Below are 20,501 nucleotides of genomic sequence, written 5' to 3'. Positions count from 1 at the left end.
CACCCTCACCTCGGGTTCTCGCCGTCGCGGGCGGTGCGCCGTGACGGCCCCGCCCCGTCAGGGGCAGGCACGGGGTACCGGCGGCATGCCGACTCCCACGCAGGCGGTCCGGCTGCGCCGGCTGAACCGCTGGCAGGCCGAGACCCTGCGGGAGGACCTGGCCGATCTGTACGTGGAGTCCTCCCGTGCGCAGGCGGGCCAGGAGTACCGAGGTCGCGAGAGGTTCCTGCGCCGGCTCACCGGCAGCATCCGGAAGCCCGGATTCGCCCTGCTGATCGCGGAGGACGTGGCGTTCGCCGGATGCGCCTACGGATTCTCCGTACCGCGTGACGGGACATGGTGGAGGGGATTCGACGGGCCCCTTCCGCAGAGCGTGGAACGGCTCACCGCCTCCGGACACGTCTTCGCGATCACCGAGATCGTGGTGCACCCTCATGCCGGTGACCAGGACCTCGGCCGTCGGCTCCAGGAGCGGCTCCTCGCCGACCACCACGCCTCGCTCGGGGCGACGCTGGTCGACCGGGCGGACGCTCCGGCCTACGACGCCTTCCGGTCGTGGGGATGGCAGGACATCGGGACGATCCTCCGTCCGCCGGATCCCACGATCCTCCGCCCGCCGGCCCCCGTGCCGCTGCGGGCGCTGGTCCTCGCCCTCGGGCCGCACCCGGCCGGCCACCCGGACGGCCTCGCCCACGAGAACCGCACTCAACGGCCCGACTGACGCCCGGGCGGCGGGACGGCGTCCCGTGTCATCACGCGGTACATGCCGATCGAGTTGTGGGCGGCGGTGTCGGCGAAGCCGAACCTCTCGTAGAGGAAGCGGGCGGGGCCGTCCGCGATGAGGGAGACGTACGCGGTGGCGGGTGCCCGGCGCTCCAGTTCCTCGGTGAGCGCGGCCATGATGCGTCTGCCGAGACCCCGCCCCTGGTGAGCGGGGTGCACGCAGATGTCGACGATCTGGAACGCCGTACCGCCGTCGCCGATGATCCGTCCCATGCCGATGGGCTCCCCCTCGTGGTGGAGGACCACGCCGTGCCAGGTGTTGGGCAGGGCGAGCGCCACCGCTTCGGGGGCCTTGTCCGAGAGGCCGGCGTCGGTCCGCAGGCGGCGGAAGACCTCGACGGAGGGGACGCCGGCATTCAGCGAGTAAGGGTTAGCTATCCTTGTCATGCATTACATACTGCATGACCGGGCCGGGCCTTTCTGACGTGCAGCACATGGCCGTCCAGGGGCAGTGGTGTCTGGTCCACCAGGGTGAGGCCGGCGTCGGCGAAAAGCCTGTCGTAGTGGGCGGCCTGGCGTTCTCGTCCGCCTACGTTGCACATCATGTGGAGGTCCCAGGCGGTCGCCAGTGAGACCGAGCCGTCGGAGGGCAGTACACGTTCGACGACGAGCAGGTCGGCGTGGTCCGGCATCGCGCGGGCGCAGTGGCGCAGGATCTCGCGGCAGCGGTCGTCGTCCCAGTCGTGCAGGACGCGGGAGAGGACGTAGATGTCTCCGCCTGTCGGTACGTCCGCGAAGTCGCCGGCAACGAAGGTGCATCTCGTGGCGTGGCCGGACTCCGCCAGCCGTGAGCGGGCCGCCTCGACCGCGTGCGGGCGCTCCAGCAGGACCCCGTTCAGGCGGGGGTGCGCGGCGAGGACGCGGCCGAGCAGTTCCCCGTTGCCGCCCGCGATGTCGACCACCGTGGCCCCGGCGGGCGCCTCGGCCGCCGCGGTGAGCGCCGGATGCGTGGGGACCGGGTCGAACATGGCGGATCCGGCGGCCATGGACTGGTCGAAGAGTTCCGCGAGGTGGGGGTCGCGGGCGAAGTGGTCGAAGTGGTTCTCGCCGAAGACGTGCTCGAAGGCGACCTCTCCCGTGCGTACGGTGTGCCCGAGCGCGGCGAAGGACTCGTAGAACGGGCCGCCGTACATCAGTGCCAGCGCCCGCATGGAGCCTGGGGTGCCGGTCCGCAGCAGTGCGCCCGACCCGGTGAGCCGGAAGCCGTCGCGGGCTTCCGTCACCACCCCCAGCATCGCGAGATAGCGCAGCAGCGTCGACAGGTTCCGTGGCCTCGCGCCGACCTTCCGCGCCAGTTCCTCGACCCCGGTCCCTCGCTCGACGTCCATGGCGTCGGGCACCCGGAGCTGCGTGAACGTGGCCAGTGCCTGGGTCGTCCAGGCCCCGGTCAGCAGGCGCAGGAGCGTTTCGGCGGGTTGGCGGGCGCGATGCTCGTCCAGGTGGGCGGCGAGTACGTCGCGGTGGTCGCCGGGGACGTACAGCTCCACGCGCCGGTAGCCGACCTTGGCCTCGGCGGGCGCGCCGAAGTAGAAGACCGTGCCGTTCTCGTGCGGGTTGTAGCCGCCGCCGTCCGGGGTGGCCCCGTACCGCGCGAAGGTCGCGCACAGGCCGCGCAGCACCAGCGGGTCGGGCGAGGCGACGTCGAAGGCGACGTGCGTCTCGTGCTGCCGCTCACGCTCGTACGCGGCGACCGTGTCCAGGTCGGAGCCCGGCGGCACGGTCAGCGCGAACACCTCGACCATGCGGTGCGCGCCGTCCGCGCCGGCCACCGCGGGGCGCAGGATGCCGACGTCCAGCTCGGCCGGTCGTCGCCGGTGCCGTACGGCCAGTCGCTCGCGTACGACGACACTCGGCTGTGCGGGCAGGGCCGCGACGAGTCCGCAGTCGGAGAGCATGGCGCCCAACTCCGCCTCGTCCGACGGGAAGACGAGCAGCGCGGCATGCGAGAAACGGCAGTGCTCGACGAGCGTCCGCAGCTCGGGGCCGTCGAGCCCGGGGAACAGGAGCGGGAGCAGGGCGGCGGTGTCCTGCTCCTTGACGAAGTCGACCGTCGCGAGCAGGCGCGACGTGTCGCCCGACAACGTCGTGATCATTGCGGGGATCCTCATTCATAGACGTAAGGAAAAAGGGAAAAGGGAAAAAGGTCGGGAAAAGGGGTCTCAGATGCCGACGTAGTGCTCGGCGAACCAGTCCTGGGCGCTGCGCGAAGTCCGCAGCGAAGTCATGCGGGAGCGCCGCAGGGAGTTGAGGAACAGTGACGTTTCGTCCGAGGCGCCGGACGGGGCGTGCAGCAGCCGGATCATCCAGTGCGAGAACTCCTGCGCACGCCAGATGTACGGCAGACAGCGCGCGGAGTAGGCGGCGAGTCCCTTGGAGTCGTGGCGGACGAGGTCGTCGGCGAGGGCCTCGGCGAGGATCTCCGCCTCCAGGATCGCGAGGTTGGCGCCCTTCGCGGCGGACGGGCTGATGAGGGCGGCGGCGTCGCCCGCCAGGAACAGCGAGCCGTGCCGGAGGGGTTCGAGGACGTCGGACTCCAGGTCGACGACGGCTCGTTGGACGATGCGGCCGCGGTGCAGCGGGCCGTACTCCGTGGCCCGCATCCGCAGGTCCAGTTCGTCCCAGATCCGTTCCTCGGACCAGGCGTCGGCCGCCGTGCCGCGCTCGCACTGCGCGTAGTAGCGGGTGATCTCGCTCGTGCGTGCCATGTGCCCGGCGAAGCCCCGCTCGTGCACCGCGTATCCGACGGCGTCCAGGCTCGGCGGTGCCTCGGCGAGCAGGCCGAGCCAGGTCACGCCGTGGTCGCGGTGGTTCCGGCGCACCGAGCCGGGCGGCAGTGACCGCCGGGCCGCGCCGTGCCGTCCGTCGCACCCGGCCACGTACCGCGCGTGCCAACGGCCGGGCCGGCCGTCCGCCTCGCGCACGGTCACCGAGGGCCGGTCGGTGTCGGCGTCGAGGACGGCGACCGCCTCGGTGGCGAAGTCGACCCGCCCGCCGGCGGCCAGGAACCGCGTCAACAGATCGGTGACCAACAGCTGTTGGGGATAGACGGTGTGCCGTTCACCGCGCCCGAGCCCGCTGTAGTCCAGCCGGAACCTGCCGTCGGGGGTGCGGAACTCGCAGGTGCTGTGGGCCTGTCCATGCCGGTGCAGGCCCTCGGCGAGCCCGTGCCGCTCCAGGATCCGTACGGTGTTGGCCGCCAGGAACCCGGCGCGCGCCCGCGTCTGGACGTGCGCGCGCTCGGCACGCTCCAGGACGACGCAGTCGACGCCGCTGTCCTGGAGGAGGTTGCCGAGCACGAGCCCGGCGGGTCCGGCACCGAGGATGACCACGTCGGTGTCGGTCGCCCGCCGCATCTGACTTTCTGTCATGAGACGGGATAGTAGGTCCAGTTACGTCACCTACTGGACAGAAATCACCTGAACGAGGAGAGCCGTAGCAGTGACGTGGGGCGTGCGGCCCGGGTCGGCGCGCCGACCCGGGCCTTCACCGATTCACGGGTTCACCGGTTCACCGTGCGGGTGTGGCTCAGTTGTCGTCGCGGATGCTGGTCGCGATGCCCTTGCTGATCACGACCTCGGCGCTGAAGCCCTTCTTGGCGGCCGTCTCCAGCTGGGCCTCGGTGCACTCGACGCCACCCTCGCCGCCCGGACCCGTGTTGATGGCATCGCAGATGTCGTCGTAGCCGATGATCTTGGTGTTCTCGGAGGTGAAGAACTGCTGTTCGGTGCCCTTCGAGTCGGAGACGGTGTACGAGCCCGGCGCCACGTAGGAGACGTTGCCGAACCAGGTTCCGCTGACGCCCTTGCCGTCGTTGAGGCCCTCGACGACGGTCCCGGAGGAGCCGGAATCGGAATCGGAGCCGGAACCGGACCCGGAGGAGTCCGAGTCGGAAGTGCCGGGCGGGGTGGCCTGGGTGCCCTGGGAGGTGTCGGAGCCCGACGCCGAGTCCGTTCCGGTCGTGGCGGACGAGCTGGGCGAGCTGGATGCGGTGGGTGAGCTGGAAGTGCTGGGTGAGCTGGCCGAGCCGGACGAGTTGTCGTCCGTGCCGCTCTGGCAGGCCGTCATCAGCAGGCCGGCGGTGAGCGCGGCGGTGGCGAAGACGGTCCTGCGCAGGTGGCGGTTCATTACGGGTGGTTCCTTCCGAGAGGTGCAATTAGCTTTGGAATTGGGTGAATCAGGAAAGCTGTGGTCAGCCCCGGGCTACCGCGATGGCTCCCGAGAGCCGCTCGCCCGCCTCGTAGATCATGTACGGGACGCCGCCGTCGGTACCGAACGAAGGCGCCGCGGCACGTCCGTTCTCGGGGGCCGCGCTGTGCGAGTTGTAGAAGACCCCGAGGTGGGCGCGCTTGCCGAAGTCGTTGCCGACCTCGGTGATCATGATGTCGCCGCCGCTGGACTTGTCCTTGTTGTAGACGACGTACGTGCTGTTGTTCCGGTGGAGGAGGTGCGGGCCACCGACGTTGACCGCGTCGACGTCGGTGTGCCGGATCAGCGCCGTCTGGTCGAAGGTCCAGGTGCGGCCGTCGGCGGACCAACCCCAGTGGATGTCACGGTGGTTGGTGGTGTTGTTCAGCATGAAGAGCATCACGTAGCGGGCGCCGCGCGCGGGCAGGTCGTGGCGGAAGACCCGGGCGTACGACGTCTCCGTGGTGCCCGCCGGGAGCATGGACTTCGACAGCACGACCTTGTCGTACGTGAAGTGGATCCCGTCGGCCGAACGGGCAAGGCGGGTCGTGTAGTTCTCGCCGTGGAAGTACAGCCAGAACTCCTTCTCGTCCGCGTTCCACAGCACGTGGGGCGACGAGACATGGCTGACGGAGTAGTGCCCCGCCCAGTTGTTGGAGACGATCGGGTTCGCCGGGTACTCCGTGAACGGCCCCTCCAGCGAGTCCCCGTACGCCAGACAGATGCCGCCGGGCGGGTCGTGCGGCGCGTAGTACAGGTAGTAGCGGCCGAGCGGCGAGTCGATCTTGTCGTAAACCCCCCTGATGCAGGGGAAGATGATCTCGTTGGTGGGGTTGTATTTCAGCTGAGACGCCGTCAGAAGTGTGCCCTTGTAGGTGTAGTTGGGGAATCCGCCGGGTGCCGCGGCGGCGGGCTGGGCGCCCAGCGTCGTACCGACGGTGAGCGCGGCTCCGGTCGCGGCGCCGGCGCGCAGGAAGAGGCGCCGGCCGAGATGGGGGTCGTGCATGGGGGGCTCCAATGACGGGATGGGGGGACTCAGAGGTAGGTGGCGGCGGTGACGCACAGCCCGCCGAGGGCGACCGCCCACACGTACGGCAGCGTGCGGACCATGACCTGTTGCGGAGTGACGCCCGCGTACTGGGCGCTCCACACGGTCTGGGTGCTGGTGGGGTCGGCGACGCCGAAGACCTGGTTGTACGAGGTGGCCATGCCGAGGACGGCGACCGCGGGGTAGATCCCGGCGGCGATGAGGACACCGGCGATGCCCGCGCCGAGTCCGAACACGTTGAGCGGGCCACGGTAGAGGCACAGCGGGACGAGGAGTGTGAAGACGAGGACGAACAGCACCGGGTTCTGCGGACTGACGGACTTGATCAGCGGTTCGAGCGCCTCCACGGCACCCGGCAGTTTCACGGCCGAGAGCAGGATGCCGATGGCGATGAACAGGACGAGCGGCGGGGCCGCCACCTCGAAGCCGCCGTAGAGCGTGCGCAGCAGCCGCTTGTTCATCTCGCCGGGCCGGGTCGTGGTGACCAGCGCGTACAGGACGCCCGCCAACAGCGAGGGGATGATGGCGAGTTCGAAGCCCAGGGCGAGGACGAGCGGGACGGCGGGGGCGAGCAGCGCGTACCAGGGCGCGTCGCCCAGCTCTCGGCGACGTGAACGGGGCTTCGCGCCTGAGGAGTCGGGGGAGTCGACGGACTTGAGCGACCAGGCGTGTTCCGTGCCGCGCCGCCGTGTCTCGACGAGGACGAACGCGAGGGCGGCCACGAGCGCGAACGGGAAGAGCTTCACCATGAAGCCGCGCACGGTCGGGACCGGCAGATCCAGCGCGGTGGAGAAGAACTGCCACAGCGGCAACTCGAAGGGGATGCCCACGGCGATACCCATCAGCACCGTGCCCGCCGCCGTCACCTTGGGCACGCCGACGGCGATCATCGCGGGGATGCCGATGATCCCGGCGAGCATGGCGGCGGGCGCCGAGCCGGTCACCGTACCGACGAGCGCGGACACGGCGAGGACGCCGAGGGCGACGACGGTCGGGCGGTCGCCGCCGAACTCGACGATCTTGCGGACGAGCGTGCCCGCGATCCCGGTCTCGTCGAGGAGCTTGCCCAGCCAGGAGCCCAGGATGATCGCGATCATCGTGGCCGCCAGGGTCGGCGCGCCCTCCTGGAGAACCGTGTCCAGCACGCTGTTCTCGCCGGTGAGGGGTGCCCCGGCGAGGAAGGCGATGACGACGGCGAGCAGCACCAGCGCGAAGGCGGTGGGCAGTCTGCGGGTGAGCATCAGGCCGACGCCGGCGGCCATGACGAGGAGGATGACGACGCCCATGGTCAGTTCTCTCTTCTCGGAGCGGGGCTTCTCGGAGCTGGAGTCCCGGGCCGGGTGAGCGCCGTGCGCAGCGCGGCGGTGAGGAGCAGGGGGCTGCGACCGAGCCCGCAGACGGTCCGGGCGTAGGCGTGCGCGGCGACCTCTTCGGCACCGGCGACATGCCCGGCCACGCGGTAGCGGCCGAGCCGCAGCACGGTGTGGCCGAGCGCCTGCTTCAGCGCGGCCTTCGCCGGGCCGTGGTGCAGGTGCGCGTGCACGGCCTCGTGGGCGAGCGCGGCGGCCCGCACCGAGCCCGGCGGATACCAGGCCCGCCAGCCGCGCGCGTCGACCAACTCCTCGGCGAGCGCGAGCGTGTCGGTGTACAGCTCGACCGTCGGGGGCCGTGACGTGTAGCGGGCGAGCAGCATCCGCTCCAGGCCGTCGGCCCGCTCGACCACGCGTGCGGTGGAGGAGGGCACGGGGGTGAGGGCCAGCCGGGACCCGAACTCGTCGGCCGTACGGGCCCATTGGCGCAGCAGCTCGGGGTCGCGGCCTTCGTGGGTGGGCGTGGCGGCGAGCAGCCGGACGCCCCATTCGACATCGTCGACGGATGTGAGGTCCGTCAACTCCCTTTCGGCGGAGGGAAGTTCGGTGGATGTCATGACCGCACCTCCAGCACCGCGACCACCGGCTCGTCCGCCGCACGCGCCCGCAACTCGCTCTGGGCCAGCGCCAGCAGCGGCTGCGGATCGAGCACGCCGGACAGGTCGGCGATGCGGGAGCCGAGCAGCAGCCGCAGGGCGGGAGCGCGTACCCCGCCGTCGCCGTACGAGGTGGACTCGCCCACCAGCCGGGCGAGCACCTCGGGGGCGCCGGCCACGGTGGTGGTCTCCACGTGGGCGTCGGCGGCGTGGTGGCGTACGACGCCGTCCATGTCGACGATCCGTACGGGCCGCAGGGTCGGTCGCAGTCGGCGGGGCGTCTCCGTCCCGTAGACGGTGTGGGCGGCGGTGCCCGCCAGGACCTGGACCGTCGCCGGGTCGGCCTTGAGGCTGGCCGCCGCGGCACGCAGCCGCTCGGTGTCGTCGGCGCGGTGGGCCCGGTCCTGGGTGCGCAGTTCGGTGGCCCCGGTGGCGACCGCGCGCACGGTGCTGGTCTGCGGATCGACGGTGACCTCGACCTCGACACCCTCGGCGGCTGCGCCCTGCGCCACGACCGCCCGCTCCGCCTCGGCGCGCACGGCGAGGATCTGCTCCTGCGAGGCGCCGGGCACGATCCGCTCGACCTGTTCCCGTACGAGCGCGAGGGCGACGCCGATGGGGCTGATGACCTCGTTGTGGCGGGCGATCCGCCCCTCCATGCCACTGCCGAGGGCGAGGTGCGGGGTGACGGACGCGGCCCCGCCGCCCCCGCCGACGACGACGGCCGTGTCCTTGTCGAGGCGGTAGTCGCGGATCATGGCGTCCACGACCTTCTGCACCTGGGCGGTGCCCGCGTCGAGGATCCGCGTGGCCGCCGTCGCGATGTCGGTGCCGAGCAGGGCGGCCAGCGGCGCGATCGCGGCCCGCGCGGTCTCCGGGTCGCAGTGGGCGAAGTCGCCCTCGGGGACGCGGCCGAGGGCGTTGGCCGCACAGGTCATGGTGACGGCGAACCGCCCGCCTGCCGCGTCGAGCACGGCGTAGTCGTCGGGGTCGCCGTCCATGGGTCGGACGGTGGCCACCGTGGCGTCGCGCAGTTCGGCGGGGGAGGCGAAGCAGGCGTACGGCAGCCCCGCGATATGGGCGCTGCGGGGTCCGACGCCGGTGATTCGACCGTCTCCGATCCGCACCATGGAACCGCCGCCGACGCCGACCGTGCGCACGTCGAGGGCGTTCAGATACGACGTCTTCCCGAGGATCGTGGCGTGCCGGACGGCGACCTTGCCGCGCCGTACGACGCTGATGTCGGTCGACGTGCCCCCGGTCTCCAGGAACACGCCCTCGCTCACCCGTTCCTGCATCAGCGCGCCCGCGACTCCGGCGGCCGGTCCCGACAGGACCGTCAGGAGCGGTCGGCGGCGCATCTCGTCGAGGGACATCACCCCGCCGTCGCAGCGCATCACCATCAGCGGCGCGGTCACGCCCGCCTTGGTGATGGAGGCGTCGACGAGGTCGGCGGTGGCCAGCATGCGGGGCAGGATCGCCGCGTTGACCACGGCGGTACGGGTGCGCTTGTGCAGCCCGTACAGCGAGGTGATCTCGTGCGCGGCGGTCATCGGCAGCCCGTACGGCCGGGCCGCGTCCAGGACGGCCCGCTCGCCCTCGGGCCGGTCGACGCTGAACGGCTGGCTGGCGACGAGGACTTGGGCGCCTCCGCCAGGCAGCCGCTCGTCCTTCAACTGCTCGACGGCACGGCGGACGGCCGCAGTGTCGCTGGGGTCGGCGACATGCGCGTATACGAGCGGAAGCCTTTTGCCGGGGGTGAGTTCGAGCTTGCCGAAGGAGGCGAGGCGGCGGGTGAACACCGCCGAGGGTCCGGTCCCGATGCCGATCAGTCCGACGGTCGCCACGTCGCCCTCCAGGAGGGCGTTGGTGGCCTGGGTCGTGCCGTGCGCGAGGAAGGAGATGTCGGCCGGGGCGCGGCCGGTCTGCTCCATGAGCCGGTCGAGCGCCTCGACGATGCCGTGCGCGACACCGTCCGCGTGGTGGTGGCTGGTGGGGACCTTGACCTGGCCCAGCAGTTCGAGGGTCGTGGCGTCCACGGCCACGGCGTCGGTGAAGGTTCCGCCCACGTCGATGCCGACGCGTATGCGGGATGTGTTCATGTCATGGCTGATGTCAGGGTTGTGGGCAGAGTTCATGTCGGGGCACCTCCTTTTACCGTCCGTGTGCAGGGGAGTTCAGTAGCCGCGTACGTCCGGCCAGTGGCGCTGCACTCCGTCGCGGTCGAGCAGCCGCGCGAAGTCCTCGAACCGTTTCTCCTCGGCCTGCACCTGCTGCGGCTCGACGTCCTCGGCCACGCAGTGTGCGGCCAGCGCGCCGGCGACCTCGCCGACGTTCCACTCCACCGGGTGGAGCCGGTAGCAGCCGTTGGTGATGTGGGTGGTGCCGATGTTCTTGCCGGCGGGCAGCAGATTGCGCACCCGGCGCGGTACGAGCGCGCCGAGCGGGATCTCGAACGGCACGGACCCGATGTCGACGTAGTTGTCGCCGCCGGTCGAGGGATGCAGATCGATGCGATACCCGCCCACGCCCACGGAGTCCCGATACCGGGTGCCGCCGTACGGCCCGACGATGTCGATCGCGACATCGTGCTCGGTGACCGTGGTGACGGCCTTGATACGGCGGGACTCGCGCACGTACGCCGACTTGGCCAGCCCGTCCGCCGTGCCGGTCACGTCAGGGCGGATCCGCAGCCCCGGGAAGCCGGTTCCGCCGTCCGGGCGCGGGGCCTCGGTCTGTAGCCAGTACAGCAGCGAGAGCGACAACTGCCGTGCCCCGCGCAGCGCTTCGGCCTCCTGCTCTCCGACGTACGGCTTCAACCAGTAGTCGTTCAGCGGCCAGTTGACGAGCGTGATGTCGGAGTCGAAGGCACCGGGCGTGTGCAGCTTGCGCGCGAGGATGCGCCTGAAGCCCCACAGCTCCTTGTCGCCGGCGTCGGCGCTCTGGTCGGCCGAGACGGCGAGCGGGTCGAGTTCGGGATTCGGTACGAAGGTGCGCGGCACCGGCTCCAGCGTGCGCGGGTCGGGCGCCTCGAAGCCGAGCAGCGGGCCGGGCCAGAAGGCAGGCCGGTACGCACGCCAGAAGTCGAAGTCGTCCGGGCGGTCGATCGTGTGGTCCTGGCCCTCGTGGTGGGAGAGCGCGAAGCAGACCGTGATGCCCTGCTGGTTGTCGGGCTGGGCCTCGTCGGGCGCGTGCAACTCGTCGAACTCGGCTTGCGATTCGGCCCCGTTGGCGTGCTCGACGCCCGCGAGAGAGAGCAACTCGCCGGTCTCGGTGGCGTCGATGACGTAACGGGCCGTGAGGGTACGGCGGGTCCCGTCCCGCAGGTCCCGCAGGGTCACCGTCCGCAGGAAGTCCCCGTCCGACTCGGCGGAGACCGGCCGGTGTTCGGTGAGTACGGTCAGCCGTCCCGCCGCCCGGTGGGGCGCGAGCATGCCCTCCAGGACGGCGAGCGCGACCCTCGGCTCGTGGCAGAGCTTGCTGACGCGGCCCGCTCCGGGGTTGAGGTCGGTGAGGGCCAGCGCCTCGGCGCGCAGCGGGTACCAGTGCCTGTAATACCGCCGGATCTCCTCGCGCAGCCGCCGGTACGAGGCGGTCGTACCGAACCGCTCCACCCATGGATGCTCGTCGGGCGGCACGGCCTGGCTGGTGAGCTGGCCGCCGATCCAGTCCGTCTCCTCGGTGAGCACGACGCTGCGTCCGGCCCGGCAGGCGGCGAGCGCGGCGGCCACACCACCGAGGCCACCGCCCACGACGAGGATGTCCGCTTCGGGTATCACGCTGCTCCTAGCTGCTGCTTCACGGGCGGGTGGGGGGAGGGGGACTGTGCGGACCGTGCTCAGGGACGGGCGGGCGGGGGCGGTCCGGTCGTAGGCCCCGGCCGGAAGGGACAACCGACGAGCGGTTCCCGGGTCCCCTCCCCACCGGCCACGAGCGAGGCCAACAGTCGTACGGCCGCCGCGCCCAACTCCGGCCGGGGAATGTCGAATCCGGTAGGTACGGGCTCGCTCGCCAGATCCGAGGGCGGGCTGCCGAGCAGGGCGAGGGACACGTCCGCCGGGCAGCCGAGGCCCGCCCCGCGCACGGCGGAGAGCAGGCTCCGCCAGGCCGCCCCGGTGTCGGTCTCCTCCGCGACGAAGGCCGTCACTTCTTCGTCGGCCCAGGAGCGCAGCCGCTCGGCCGTGAGGTCCCGCTGCGGATCGGCGGACCGGAAGACGGCGGCAGGCCCGGCGGGCAGACCGGCGGCCTCCAGCCCCTCCAGGAAGCCGCGTTGACGGTCAGCCGAGGCGGGCGCGTCGTCGTCCTCGCGGACCAGAACGATCCGCCGATGCCCCAACTCGGCGAGATGGCCCACGACTTCACGGGTGGCTTGGACATAGTCCGCACCCACCCACGCGACACCCTCCAACTCCTCGCGGCGGCCCAGGTGGACGACCGGGAAGCCGTCCTCGACCAGCCGCTTCAGCTCCGCCCGGGGAGTGTGCCGCCCCATGAACAGACAGCCGTCGGCGAGCCGGACCCGCCCCAGGGCATCGGGACCCGAGGCCCCCGCGCCGCCACTGCTCGACCCGGTGAACAGCACCAGGTCGTAGCCGAGCGCCGCCGCCTCGCACTCCACGCCGACCAGGAAGGGGTAGTACGAGTGCCGCACATCGGTGGGGAACGTGGCGGTGAAGCTGAAGACGCCGAGGAGGTTGTTGCGGGCGGCGGCCAGCCGCCGGGCGGCCGGATCGGGTACGTAACCGAGGCTGCGGGCCGCCTCCAGGACCCGTCGGCGGGTCTCCTCGGAGATGAGGGGGCCCTTGCCGTCGGGCTTCGGGGAGAGCACCAGGGACACGGTCGCCTGGGACACACCCGCAAGCCGCGCCACCTCGGCCTGCCGTGGCCGCGCGGTACGTCCGGTGGGCGCGGGGGTCCGGCCGGGCCGCTTCCTGGGTGCCACGGCGCCTTATCCTCTCCGACGCGGTAGTTAATGCGTATTAGGTAATGCGTATTAACGGAGACTGTACCTCCCTGCGCAGCAGGTCAAGACCTGGGGCGGAAGTACCTAGTCGTGCGCCCCTACGATGCAGGCCATGGGGACCTCCGATTCCGCACCACTCATACGCGCCTGTTGGCTCTCATGGCTCGCGGTCGAGACCGTCGACCAGACGGAGTTGGTGGACGCGCTCGGCTTGGCCGATGCACGGGAGGTCACTTGGGCCGACGGTGCGGACCTCATCGACGAGGTGGCGCACGACGAGGAGGAGCCGTTCTCGACAGTTGTCGTCATCCCGCCCATGCAGGGGTGGACCCTGGTAGTGGGACCGTACTTCGGGCTGCCCTATCCGCAGCAGACAGCGCATGTAACCGACCTGTGCCGGGAGTTGAGCGAGCGCTTCGGCAAAGCTCAACTCTTCTTCCACAGTGAGCAGAACGACGGGGAGGCGTGGCTGATCGCCGAGCGCGGACGGATCCTCAGACGTTGGATCAGCGAATATCCGGCGCTCGCCCTGGGCGAGCCATTCGGAGTCGAGCGCCGACTCCTCGACGCCTACGGCATCACCGGCAAGCCCGAGGACCTCGACCCGAGCAGCGACCTGGCGGGCGAGTGGGCTGCGACCTGGGGGGATTGTTGGGCGACGACGGTCGCAGAGGAGTGCGGCATCAACCCCACTACAACCGCCGCCGATACGGGCTCAATCAGCGGCATGGTCGTGGCCGTCGCTCCGCCCTTCGAGTAGGTCGTACCGCCTAACAGCCAAGGCATTCAACTGGGTTGGCGTGTGTGTTCGTTCAAAGCCGCCTGCATCCACGGGCGTTGATGTCAGCTGGTGATGTCGGGTTGGATGGGCCGATGGAGCGCATTGAGGCCGAACTGTTCACAGACGGTGGCAACGACGCCGTGGTTCGCATACCCAGCAGACGGTTCCCCGGGGTCCTGGTACAGGGCGACTCCCTTCGCATCCTCCGGAGCGATGTGGCCGAGGTGATGGAGGCATGTGAGCGAGGTGCCCTGGAGGAGGCTCGGGACTCCGCCGGCCTCCTTCTGGCGAACCTGGATGCTCTGCTGGCGCGGTACGAGACTGCGTTGGGCGAGCACGAGATTCCGCGGCCGTACTGAGCTGCTGGGTCCTCGGCTTGGGAAGCTGCGATGTCAGCGGCGGCCCGTACGCTGCGAAGTGTTGGGTCGGTCTGCTGTCTCGATAAGGAGAGCGCGCGGCCAAGGGGGGTGGCTCAGAAGAGATCCCCGAGCCACGTCGGTCCGGGAGCTTGTGCAGCTTCGACACCACCCCCCTCCAAACAACCGCCTAGAGGTCCCGGACCGCACGCGAATCACTTCTTGCGACGCCTGCTCGTGCGCTTCTTCAGTTCGGCCTGGCCGCGCTTCGTCCAGTTCCCCCTGATGGAGGCAGCAACGTGACGTGCCCTTCAGCCTCTTGTTCCGACAGCGGCCTCCAGCTGCCGTCGGCCAACTGCACTTTCCTTGCGTCCACTCACCCACGGCTTGTCCCCGTCCCGTTGGTTCGCTTCGCGTCCGAACATCCAGCGGGAGGCACGTAGCCGGCGCAATGCAGGGCGCACGGACGGCGGATCAGGCGATGCAGGCGCACGCGGGTCAGTACGTCGGGAACGCTCCTGGGTGCACGCTTTCCAACTGTGGTGGTGGGGTGCTGGGTGATGTACGGGGGCGTTCACCTGCGTTCATGGGCGTCTGGCCGTCGGTGCGGAGACGGATCTGTGTCTCACCTGAACGGCCGTGAACGAGGCTGAATGAGACGGTAAGTGAGACGGGAGGACCAGGCTGGACGCCACTGAACCCTCCGCAAGAGAGAGGGCCGTCGCGGCACTGGCCGTGGCATATGGCCGCGGTTCGGGCTGCTGCCGATCTCCCTGGCTCTAGTTTCGTCGGCCGTCATTCGGCTGGTCAGCCACCCGGTCGAGTGCCTGAGACTCGTCGCGACGTTGGAAGTCCTGGAAGGGTTTGTTCGCAGCTCAACCCCATACTAGACTTTTGGTATGGCTAAGACGCCGCGCATGACCCTGCAGACCCAAGTGGTGCTGCGCACTCTCCTGGAAACCCCGACCAAGGCACGCTACGGCCTCGAACTCTCGAACGCTGCAGGTCTGCCCACAGGCACGATTCACCCGATCCTTGCCCGTCTTGAAACAGCGGGATGGCTTGAGTCCTTCTGGGAGGACCACGGCGAGATCGAGAAGACCGATCCGCCCCGCCCGCGACGCCGCTACTACCGCTTCACCACCAGCGGGGCCGAATCCGCCCGCATGGCGCTGGCCGCGGCTTACAAGGGCGGTGCCGCTTCTGCTCGACTCCGCCCTGCCACTGACGGGCTGGGGAGCTGAAGCTGCCACATGCACGAATCCAAGGACATCCCGTTGAAGGACGCCTCCGCTCCCGCACACCGCGCCAGCTCCCGGCGTCGCCGTCGTACGGGCAGCCGCGGCCTTGAAGGCAGGACGTTGGCTGAGCTGCAACAGGTTGCTTCGGGTCTCGGCATCAAGGGTGCCATGCGCATGCGTAAGAGCATCTTGATCCAGCTCATTCGTGAGGCTCGGGGTGAAGAGGACGCAACTGTTACGCGCAATCGTCCTGTGACGCCTCGCCCGGCTGATGCTCCTCGCCTCACTGTTGCCTCTTCTACCCCTGCTGGCCCCGAGCGTCGCCGTGGTATCGGCCTTGAAGGCATGGTGCTGGCTGAGCTGCAACAGATTGCTTCGGGCCTAGGCATCAAAGGCACTGCGCGCATGCGTAAGGGTGCGTTGATCCAGGCGATCCGTGAGGCTCAGCACGAGAATTCCGCTGCTTCCCTGCTTCAGGACCCGACTCCGGACGCCACTCCGCAGCCAGCGAACGACTCTGTGCGGGACTCGGAGCGCCAATCCCAACCCACTCGGTTCAACATGCTCGGAATGCGAGCCATCTCCGTCGGGACCCAGCTCCTCCCTGCCGCTGCTCGTGACCGGTGGCAGGAGGAATGGAGAGCGGAGTGGGCCGATCTGGCTGAGCGGCACCGTCGTACTCGCCTGATGTATCTCGTCCGCCTCACGCTGAACAGCGTGCCCAAGCTCGCATGGAGCCTTCGCCGGTCCTCGCAACGGGAGGCAGTATGAGCTGCCACAAGACAGTCTCCGGCCCTCCCATCAGCGAGCCCCCTGCGCCACCAAGCTCATGAGTCTCTTTGGTGGACGCCCTTGAAGGCTTTCGTGCAGCAACGGGACAGACCCCTGAACAACAACCCGCCGCTTCCCTCTCGGCCTAGGAACCGTGGAAGCGGCGGGAACCATCAGATAGGAGATCACCTGATGTCACTCCAGGATCGCACGCCAGCCTCAGGGCCGGAAACCCTGCCCGTGCCAAGTCGCCATTTGACCATCCCACTGCGCTACCTCCCGGGAACCGGCTTTGCCCTTGCTGGTGCAATCACCGCCGGCATCACCTGGGAGTACATCCCGCAGGGAAGCATCTGGCCTGTCGCACTACTTGGGGCAGTCGCCATGCTTTGCGACACGCTCATCATGGCTTGCCGTGGAGTCCGCCGCGCTTGATCGCCACTCGCCACCCGTCCAAACTGAAATCCCCAGGCTCCTGACCTGGGGATTTCAGTTTGGACGGGTGAGGCAAGCCACTTCGTACGCTCCGCTTGGGAAGCTGCGGCACTTTGGGGCCCGTTGGAGCGCTGACCTGGGCGAACGGCTGGGCTGCGGCCTCTGCAGGTTAAGCCGCTCTCACTGTCGTTCCCCGCTGTTCCCCGCCTTATCTGGTGCGCTTGTGGTGCAGCCTGTTTCGGGAGTCGTTGCAGTGGGAGACGTCTGCGGCATCGTTCGGCGCCGACGCCGATGCCAGCGCTCCGACAGTTCTCCTGTCGCGACGGAAACGGCGGCCATGCCGGCGGAGGTCGGCCAACTCTTCAGGTCATCGATGATCATGCCGAAGAGTCGGAACGCCATCGTTGCCAGACCCCACCAGACAAGAAATCCGGCCACGGTGGCGATCCATGGGCTTCTGCCGTTCACGAGGGAAGGGTAGCCGTCGTGCCGACGCCCGTCACGAGGTTCCTGGCCTGCAACATTCTGATCCGTAGCTCTATATAGATCGGTCAATGACGGTCATACAGGCCGCACTCCGGGTCTACAAGGACGCTACGGGACGGGACCGGTTGCTGTGGTTGCTGTACTTCGCTGCTGTACCGCCACCTCAGGTCCTCATCCTTATCAGGTCGATCACCGGAGGCCAGCGACGTCGGCCAACCGGCCGGAAACCTCGACTGACCGGTCGTTGACGTTTGGCGCCGATCGCGGTTGTCCGTGCCTGTTGGTGTCAGCTGGTGGTGTCAGGCATCAACGGGTCTCTTGACATTTTCCCTGACAGGATGCCTCATGTCGGCTGCCACCGCGCCGTGCCGGTCCCACGCCGATCGGCTCTGCCACCCCGCCATCCTGCCTTGCCACCCGGTCGTCCGTGCCCCATCTGGCGCGGTTGTGGCACGGGGAAGAACGGCGGAGCCGGAGTGAAGGTTCGAGCGGTTGGTGGCTGGGCCGGTTACAGCATCAGTGCCCATACGCTCAACAGGCAGCCCCCCATGGCGATGCCGGTGTGAAGAGCCACCCACAGCATGAATAGACGCACTCTGAATAGCCGAGGGAACTTCGCTTGTTGATCGCGTTGGACCTCGGCCCACGCTGCGCCTATAGAAACAGCGGGGTGCAGAGCGTCAAGCTTCTTCCGGAGGCTGACGGCTTGTGCGTTGTGTAGAGCATTCCGTTCCCGGTACTTCATGCATGCCAATGCCCCGTACGACCCAAGCAACGTCATGGGAACCGTGACGACCAGGACTGGGGGTCGCAGGCCTTGTTGTGCGATGAACCCCAGCCCGGCCGCTGCTACTAGAATCACGATGTTGGTCAGGACCGCGCGTTGGTTCTCCACCTGCCGCGCCTGGTCACATTGCGACTTCCAGAACTCAATAAGGACGTCACTGTCATCAGCCATGGCCCCCCCCCGATGCCTTTCCTGTTCATTCCAAGGTACGAGAAGCGTCGGGCCTGGCGCATCGACATACGGAACTAGGTCGCCAATATGGGGGTCGGTGGAGTCTCAGTGATGGGCGGGTCAAACCTGTCATCGATCTTGAAAACCGTCGTGGCAGCGATGTCACCGTGAGTTCGAATCTCACCGCTTCCGCAGGTGAACGGCCTCTGACCAGGTAAATCGGTCGGGGGTCGTTCTCATGTCCGCTGCCCTTCAACCACCGTGGTTCCCCGTCAGTTCCCGGGTGATCGGGCACGGCAGGGACACGGGCACCTTCTGATCGGACCTTCGTCTCCGCCTTGGTCCCCCTGCTAGCTGTAGCCAGGAGGTGGAAGTGACACGTCAGCTTCCGGAATCGACAGGCCCTCTCGCATCAGGAGGAGCATCTCAAGCTCAGCCTCGTCGAACTTCTGCTGCCGCTCGTGGAAGCTAGGGTCGTCGGGAGCATCATGTACACCGTACTGACCCCACGACCAGGCGGCGCCATAGGCAGCGGAAGCAGCAGTGGCCACGGCCCGATCGGCGTAGAACTGCAACTGCGCGAGCTTGGCGAAAGCATCAGACTGCCAGCCCTCTTCCAGCTCAGGCTCTTCTGTGAAGCCGTAGCAATGGTCGTAGGCGGTCCTGGCCAGAGCTTTTACCGCTTCATAGAACTCCACGTACGCCTGTCTGCGGTGCTCGAAGGTGCGGGCCTCGTCCTCGCGAGCCCAGCTTTCGCGCTCGCGCTGTCGCTCACGCTGCCAGGCGACTGTTTCACGACGGTCTGACCAGCGCTGCGTAATCAAAGCGCCAACGGTCCCTGCGACCAGCGTCGCTACGACGCCGACACCGCGACTACTAGCGGTACCCATAGAGGAGTTGAAGTCACTCCTCAATGGTCGCAGTCGTGACCTGGCCAAGTGCAATATTCCCCGAGGTGACAGATCGCTCCACGCCTCAACCCACCACTTACCCCAGCTTCCGTCCCGTCCGCCGTCGACCCACACACCGTGGAGCGGGCGTGGTTCAGGGGTGTCAAGGTGGAGCGCGCCACTGTACGAACGACCTTGACGCCCCTGGGCCGCGTCTGCTCGGCTCTGCCTGGGTCGATGGCGGTCGGGATGGAAGCTCCCCACGCACGCCACTACGGACCCGCAGCCGGGTACGGCGCCCCCTCCGCCCCGGTGCCGGCCGATCCCCCGCCGGAGGCTCGTTCTGACCGCAACCTCGTTCAGGCCGGTCCGAGGGCTACCTCTTTCCCGTCAAGGCTCAGCCGGTGGGGTCCGGCCGGCCTCAGCCGTGGCGCACCTGCTTTTTGATCACAAAGCGTCTCGTCGGGTACGTGGCTGATCATGCGTACCCGCTGCGGGGTCATGCTGTGCCTGGTCTGGGGCCCTGGTGATGCCGGGTCGTGGTGGGGTGGGTGTCAGGCTCGGTCCTGGTGCATCGGCCCTGGTGCGTTCGGTGTGTGAAACGGGGAGCATCCTGGGGCAACGATGGTGGCGCGGGGCCGTGGCCGGGGCGGCGCGGGCCGAAGGCAGGAGCGGAGCCCCGAGCCACGAGTCCCCGCGCCGGCCCGCAGTGTGGGCCGGTGGGGTGTGCGTCCTCGTGGCAACAACGACCGGCAAGCCGGTGGGCCAGCGCGACCGGAAGACCGAAGGCCGGGAACGTCCCGGCCCCTTCGAGTCCCGTCCGATCCGTGGGCCGAAAGCCGGGGCTGAGGCGGCAACCCCTGAGGCTGGTGAAGCGGGAGAGAGTCGAGGTTCCCCGTGGTGGCGTGGTGGTGTTCTGTTCCATCCCAAGTGCGCCACGGCTGAGGCCGGCCGGACCCCACCGGCTGAGCTGCCCCTCACGACCTCCCTCTGCCCGGATGGGCGGAGGGCTTGAACCAGTAGAGAGAGTTGTAACTCAGCAGGTCGTATGGGGCTTGTCTGGTCCCGGGAGATGCTTGACACTTCGTTCCCAGCAGATGGTCGCCGACGGCCAGGAGTACTTGTGCGCAGTGTGCGTGACGCTGGTGGCAAAGTGCCCGTCGCTCAGGCGCTCGGCGCTGGCGGAGAGTCCGGGCCAAGGTCACGATGCGCTCGTTGCAGGCCGGCGTCGAACTCTCTCAGTTCGAGCGGGATCGGGCTTTCACGTACCTCGGTAAGCCCGAGGTCGTGGCGGGCGGAGTTGATGAAGGCGCGCTCTGCCGAAGAGAGACGGTAGTACAGGTTTTCAGGAACTTGTCCCGCGCCATGAATGGCACGAGCGATGGCGCAGCGGCGGGCAATGCTGATCAAGATGTACGCTCTGTCGATCGTGTCCTGCTCTTCGGCCATGAGCTGCACGTTCACGAACGCCGCCTCCATTGCCTCCTGATATTAGGCTCCTTCTGCGCCTACACCAGGTATCAGACGACCGTTGGCGCGATTGGTGAGCTTGTTCCGCTTTGACGGACACCATTGGTGTGGTGGTCAGGCTGCGAGTGCGGTCTCGTATTCGGCGGGGCTGCGGTAGCCGAGGCTGCT

General features: G+C 68.8%; 18 protein-coding genes and 1 pseudogene. 5 read left to right on the top strand and 14 right to left on the bottom strand.

Annotated features, from left to right (window positions below):
- The first annotated feature begins 85 nt into the window (after positions 1-85).
- A complete protein-coding gene (locus ACWCRB_RS32250; protein WP_450999422.1) occupies positions 86-721 on the top strand; it encodes a hypothetical protein in 636 nt (211 codons plus the stop codon).
- Here the strand turns inward: ACWCRB_RS32250 and ACWCRB_RS32245 are convergent.
- The 10 genes from ACWCRB_RS32245 to ACWCRB_RS32200 form a co-directional block, all read right to left on the bottom strand.
- Complete coding sequence (locus ACWCRB_RS32245; protein WP_450999421.1) at positions 706-1,170, bottom strand: GNAT family N-acetyltransferase; 465 nt, start codon at positions 1,168-1,170, stop codon at positions 706-708. The two genes, ACWCRB_RS32250 and ACWCRB_RS32245, sit on opposite strands and share 16 nt — an antisense overlap.
- The gene (locus tag ACWCRB_RS32240) at positions 1,167-2,876 is read right to left on the bottom strand and encodes a methyltransferase (RefSeq protein WP_450999420.1); all 1,710 of its coding nucleotides are present in this window, start codon (positions 2,874-2,876) and stop codon (positions 1,167-1,169) included. Before ACWCRB_RS32240 ends, ACWCRB_RS32245 begins: the two co-directional genes overlap by 4 nt.
- 66 nt (positions 2,877-2,942) lie before the next feature.
- Positions 2,943-4,151, bottom strand: coding sequence for a 4-hydroxybenzoate 3-monooxygenase (locus ACWCRB_RS32235; RefSeq protein WP_450999419.1), 1,209 nt, complete (start codon positions 4,149-4,151; stop codon positions 2,943-2,945).
- Positions 4,152-4,308: 157 nt separating this feature from the next.
- Positions 4,309-4,908 (bottom strand): hypothetical protein, encoded by a 600-nt coding sequence (locus tag ACWCRB_RS32230; RefSeq protein ID WP_450999418.1) that lies wholly within the window; start codon positions 4,906-4,908, stop codon positions 4,309-4,311.
- Positions 4,909-4,972: 64 nt separating this feature from the next.
- Positions 4,973-5,974: a hypothetical protein gene (locus ACWCRB_RS32225; RefSeq protein ID WP_450999417.1), complete on the bottom strand. Its 1,002-nt coding sequence runs from the start codon at positions 5,972-5,974 to the stop codon at positions 4,973-4,975.
- 29 nt (positions 5,975-6,003) lie between these two features.
- The gene (locus ACWCRB_RS32220) at positions 6,004-7,302 is read right to left on the bottom strand and encodes a TRAP transporter large permease subunit (RefSeq protein ID WP_450999416.1); all 1,299 of its coding nucleotides are present in this window, start codon (positions 7,300-7,302) and stop codon (positions 6,004-6,006) included.
- Between the two features lie 2 nt (positions 7,303-7,304).
- Positions 7,305-7,943 (bottom strand): hypothetical protein, encoded by a 639-nt coding sequence (locus ACWCRB_RS32215; protein ID WP_450999415.1) that lies wholly within the window; start codon positions 7,941-7,943, stop codon positions 7,305-7,307.
- Positions 7,940-10,084, bottom strand: coding sequence for a hydantoinase/oxoprolinase family protein (locus ACWCRB_RS32210; protein WP_450999435.1), 2,145 nt, complete (start codon positions 10,082-10,084; stop codon positions 7,940-7,942). Before ACWCRB_RS32210 ends, ACWCRB_RS32215 begins: the two co-directional genes overlap by 4 nt.
- A 75-nt stretch (positions 10,085-10,159) precedes the next feature.
- On the bottom strand, positions 10,160-11,761 hold the full coding sequence (locus ACWCRB_RS32205; protein WP_450999414.1) for an FAD-dependent oxidoreductase: 1,602 nt from the start codon (positions 11,759-11,761) through the stop codon (positions 10,160-10,162).
- A gap of 59 nt (positions 11,762-11,820) precedes the next feature.
- Complete coding sequence (locus tag ACWCRB_RS32200) at positions 11,821-12,924, bottom strand: LacI family DNA-binding transcriptional regulator (RefSeq protein ID WP_450999413.1); 1,104 nt, start codon at positions 12,922-12,924, stop codon at positions 11,821-11,823.
- A 133-nt stretch (positions 12,925-13,057) separates the two neighbouring features.
- Between ACWCRB_RS32200 and ACWCRB_RS32195 the strand changes: the two genes are divergently transcribed.
- The 4 genes and pseudogenes from ACWCRB_RS32195 to ACWCRB_RS32180 all read left to right on the top strand — a co-directional run.
- Entirely contained in the window at positions 13,058-13,705 is a 648-nt protein-coding gene (locus ACWCRB_RS32195) for a hypothetical protein (protein ID WP_450999412.1), read from the top strand.
- A 113-nt stretch (positions 13,706-13,818) separates the two neighbouring features.
- Positions 13,819-14,085: a DUF6959 family protein gene (locus tag ACWCRB_RS32190; protein ID WP_450999411.1), complete on the top strand. Its 267-nt coding sequence runs from the start codon at positions 13,819-13,821 to the stop codon at positions 14,083-14,085.
- Between the two features lie 896 nt (positions 14,086-14,981).
- Positions 14,982-15,326, top strand: a complete 345-nt coding sequence (locus tag ACWCRB_RS32185; RefSeq protein ID WP_450999410.1) for a helix-turn-helix transcriptional regulator — start codon at positions 14,982-14,984, stop codon at positions 15,324-15,326.
- Positions 15,327-15,335: 9 nt separating this feature from the next.
- Positions 15,336-15,770 (top strand): annotated as a pseudogene (locus tag ACWCRB_RS32180) (Rho termination factor N-terminal domain-containing protein); the annotation flags it as partial.
- 939 nt (positions 15,771-16,709) lie between these two features.
- On the opposite strand, the gene ACWCRB_RS32175 reads toward ACWCRB_RS32180, so the two are convergent.
- The 4 genes from ACWCRB_RS32175 to ACWCRB_RS32160 all read right to left on the bottom strand — a co-directional run bounded on the left by ACWCRB_RS32175 (position 16,710) and on the right by ACWCRB_RS32160 (position 20,327).
- On the bottom strand, positions 16,710-16,997 hold the full coding sequence (locus ACWCRB_RS32175; RefSeq protein WP_450999409.1) for a hypothetical protein: 288 nt from the start codon (positions 16,995-16,997) through the stop codon (positions 16,710-16,712).
- 526 nt (positions 16,998-17,523) lie between these two features.
- The gene (locus ACWCRB_RS32170) at positions 17,524-17,973 is read right to left on the bottom strand and encodes a hypothetical protein (protein ID WP_450999408.1); all 450 of its coding nucleotides are present in this window, start codon (positions 17,971-17,973) and stop codon (positions 17,524-17,526) included.
- A gap of 350 nt (positions 17,974-18,323) precedes the next feature.
- Positions 18,324-18,797, bottom strand: a complete 474-nt coding sequence (locus ACWCRB_RS32165) for a hypothetical protein (RefSeq protein ID WP_450999407.1) — start codon at positions 18,795-18,797, stop codon at positions 18,324-18,326.
- 1,230 nt (positions 18,798-20,027) lie between these two features.
- The gene (locus ACWCRB_RS32160; RefSeq protein WP_450999406.1) at positions 20,028-20,327 is read right to left on the bottom strand and encodes a hypothetical protein; all 300 of its coding nucleotides are present in this window, start codon (positions 20,325-20,327) and stop codon (positions 20,028-20,030) included.
- Positions 20,328-20,501 lie beyond the last annotated feature (174 nt).

The organism is Streptomyces sp. NPDC002156 (genome assembly GCF_053593675.1).
Note: the sequence above shows the minus strand (reverse complement) of the source record. Positions and strands in the feature narration are given on the sequence as shown.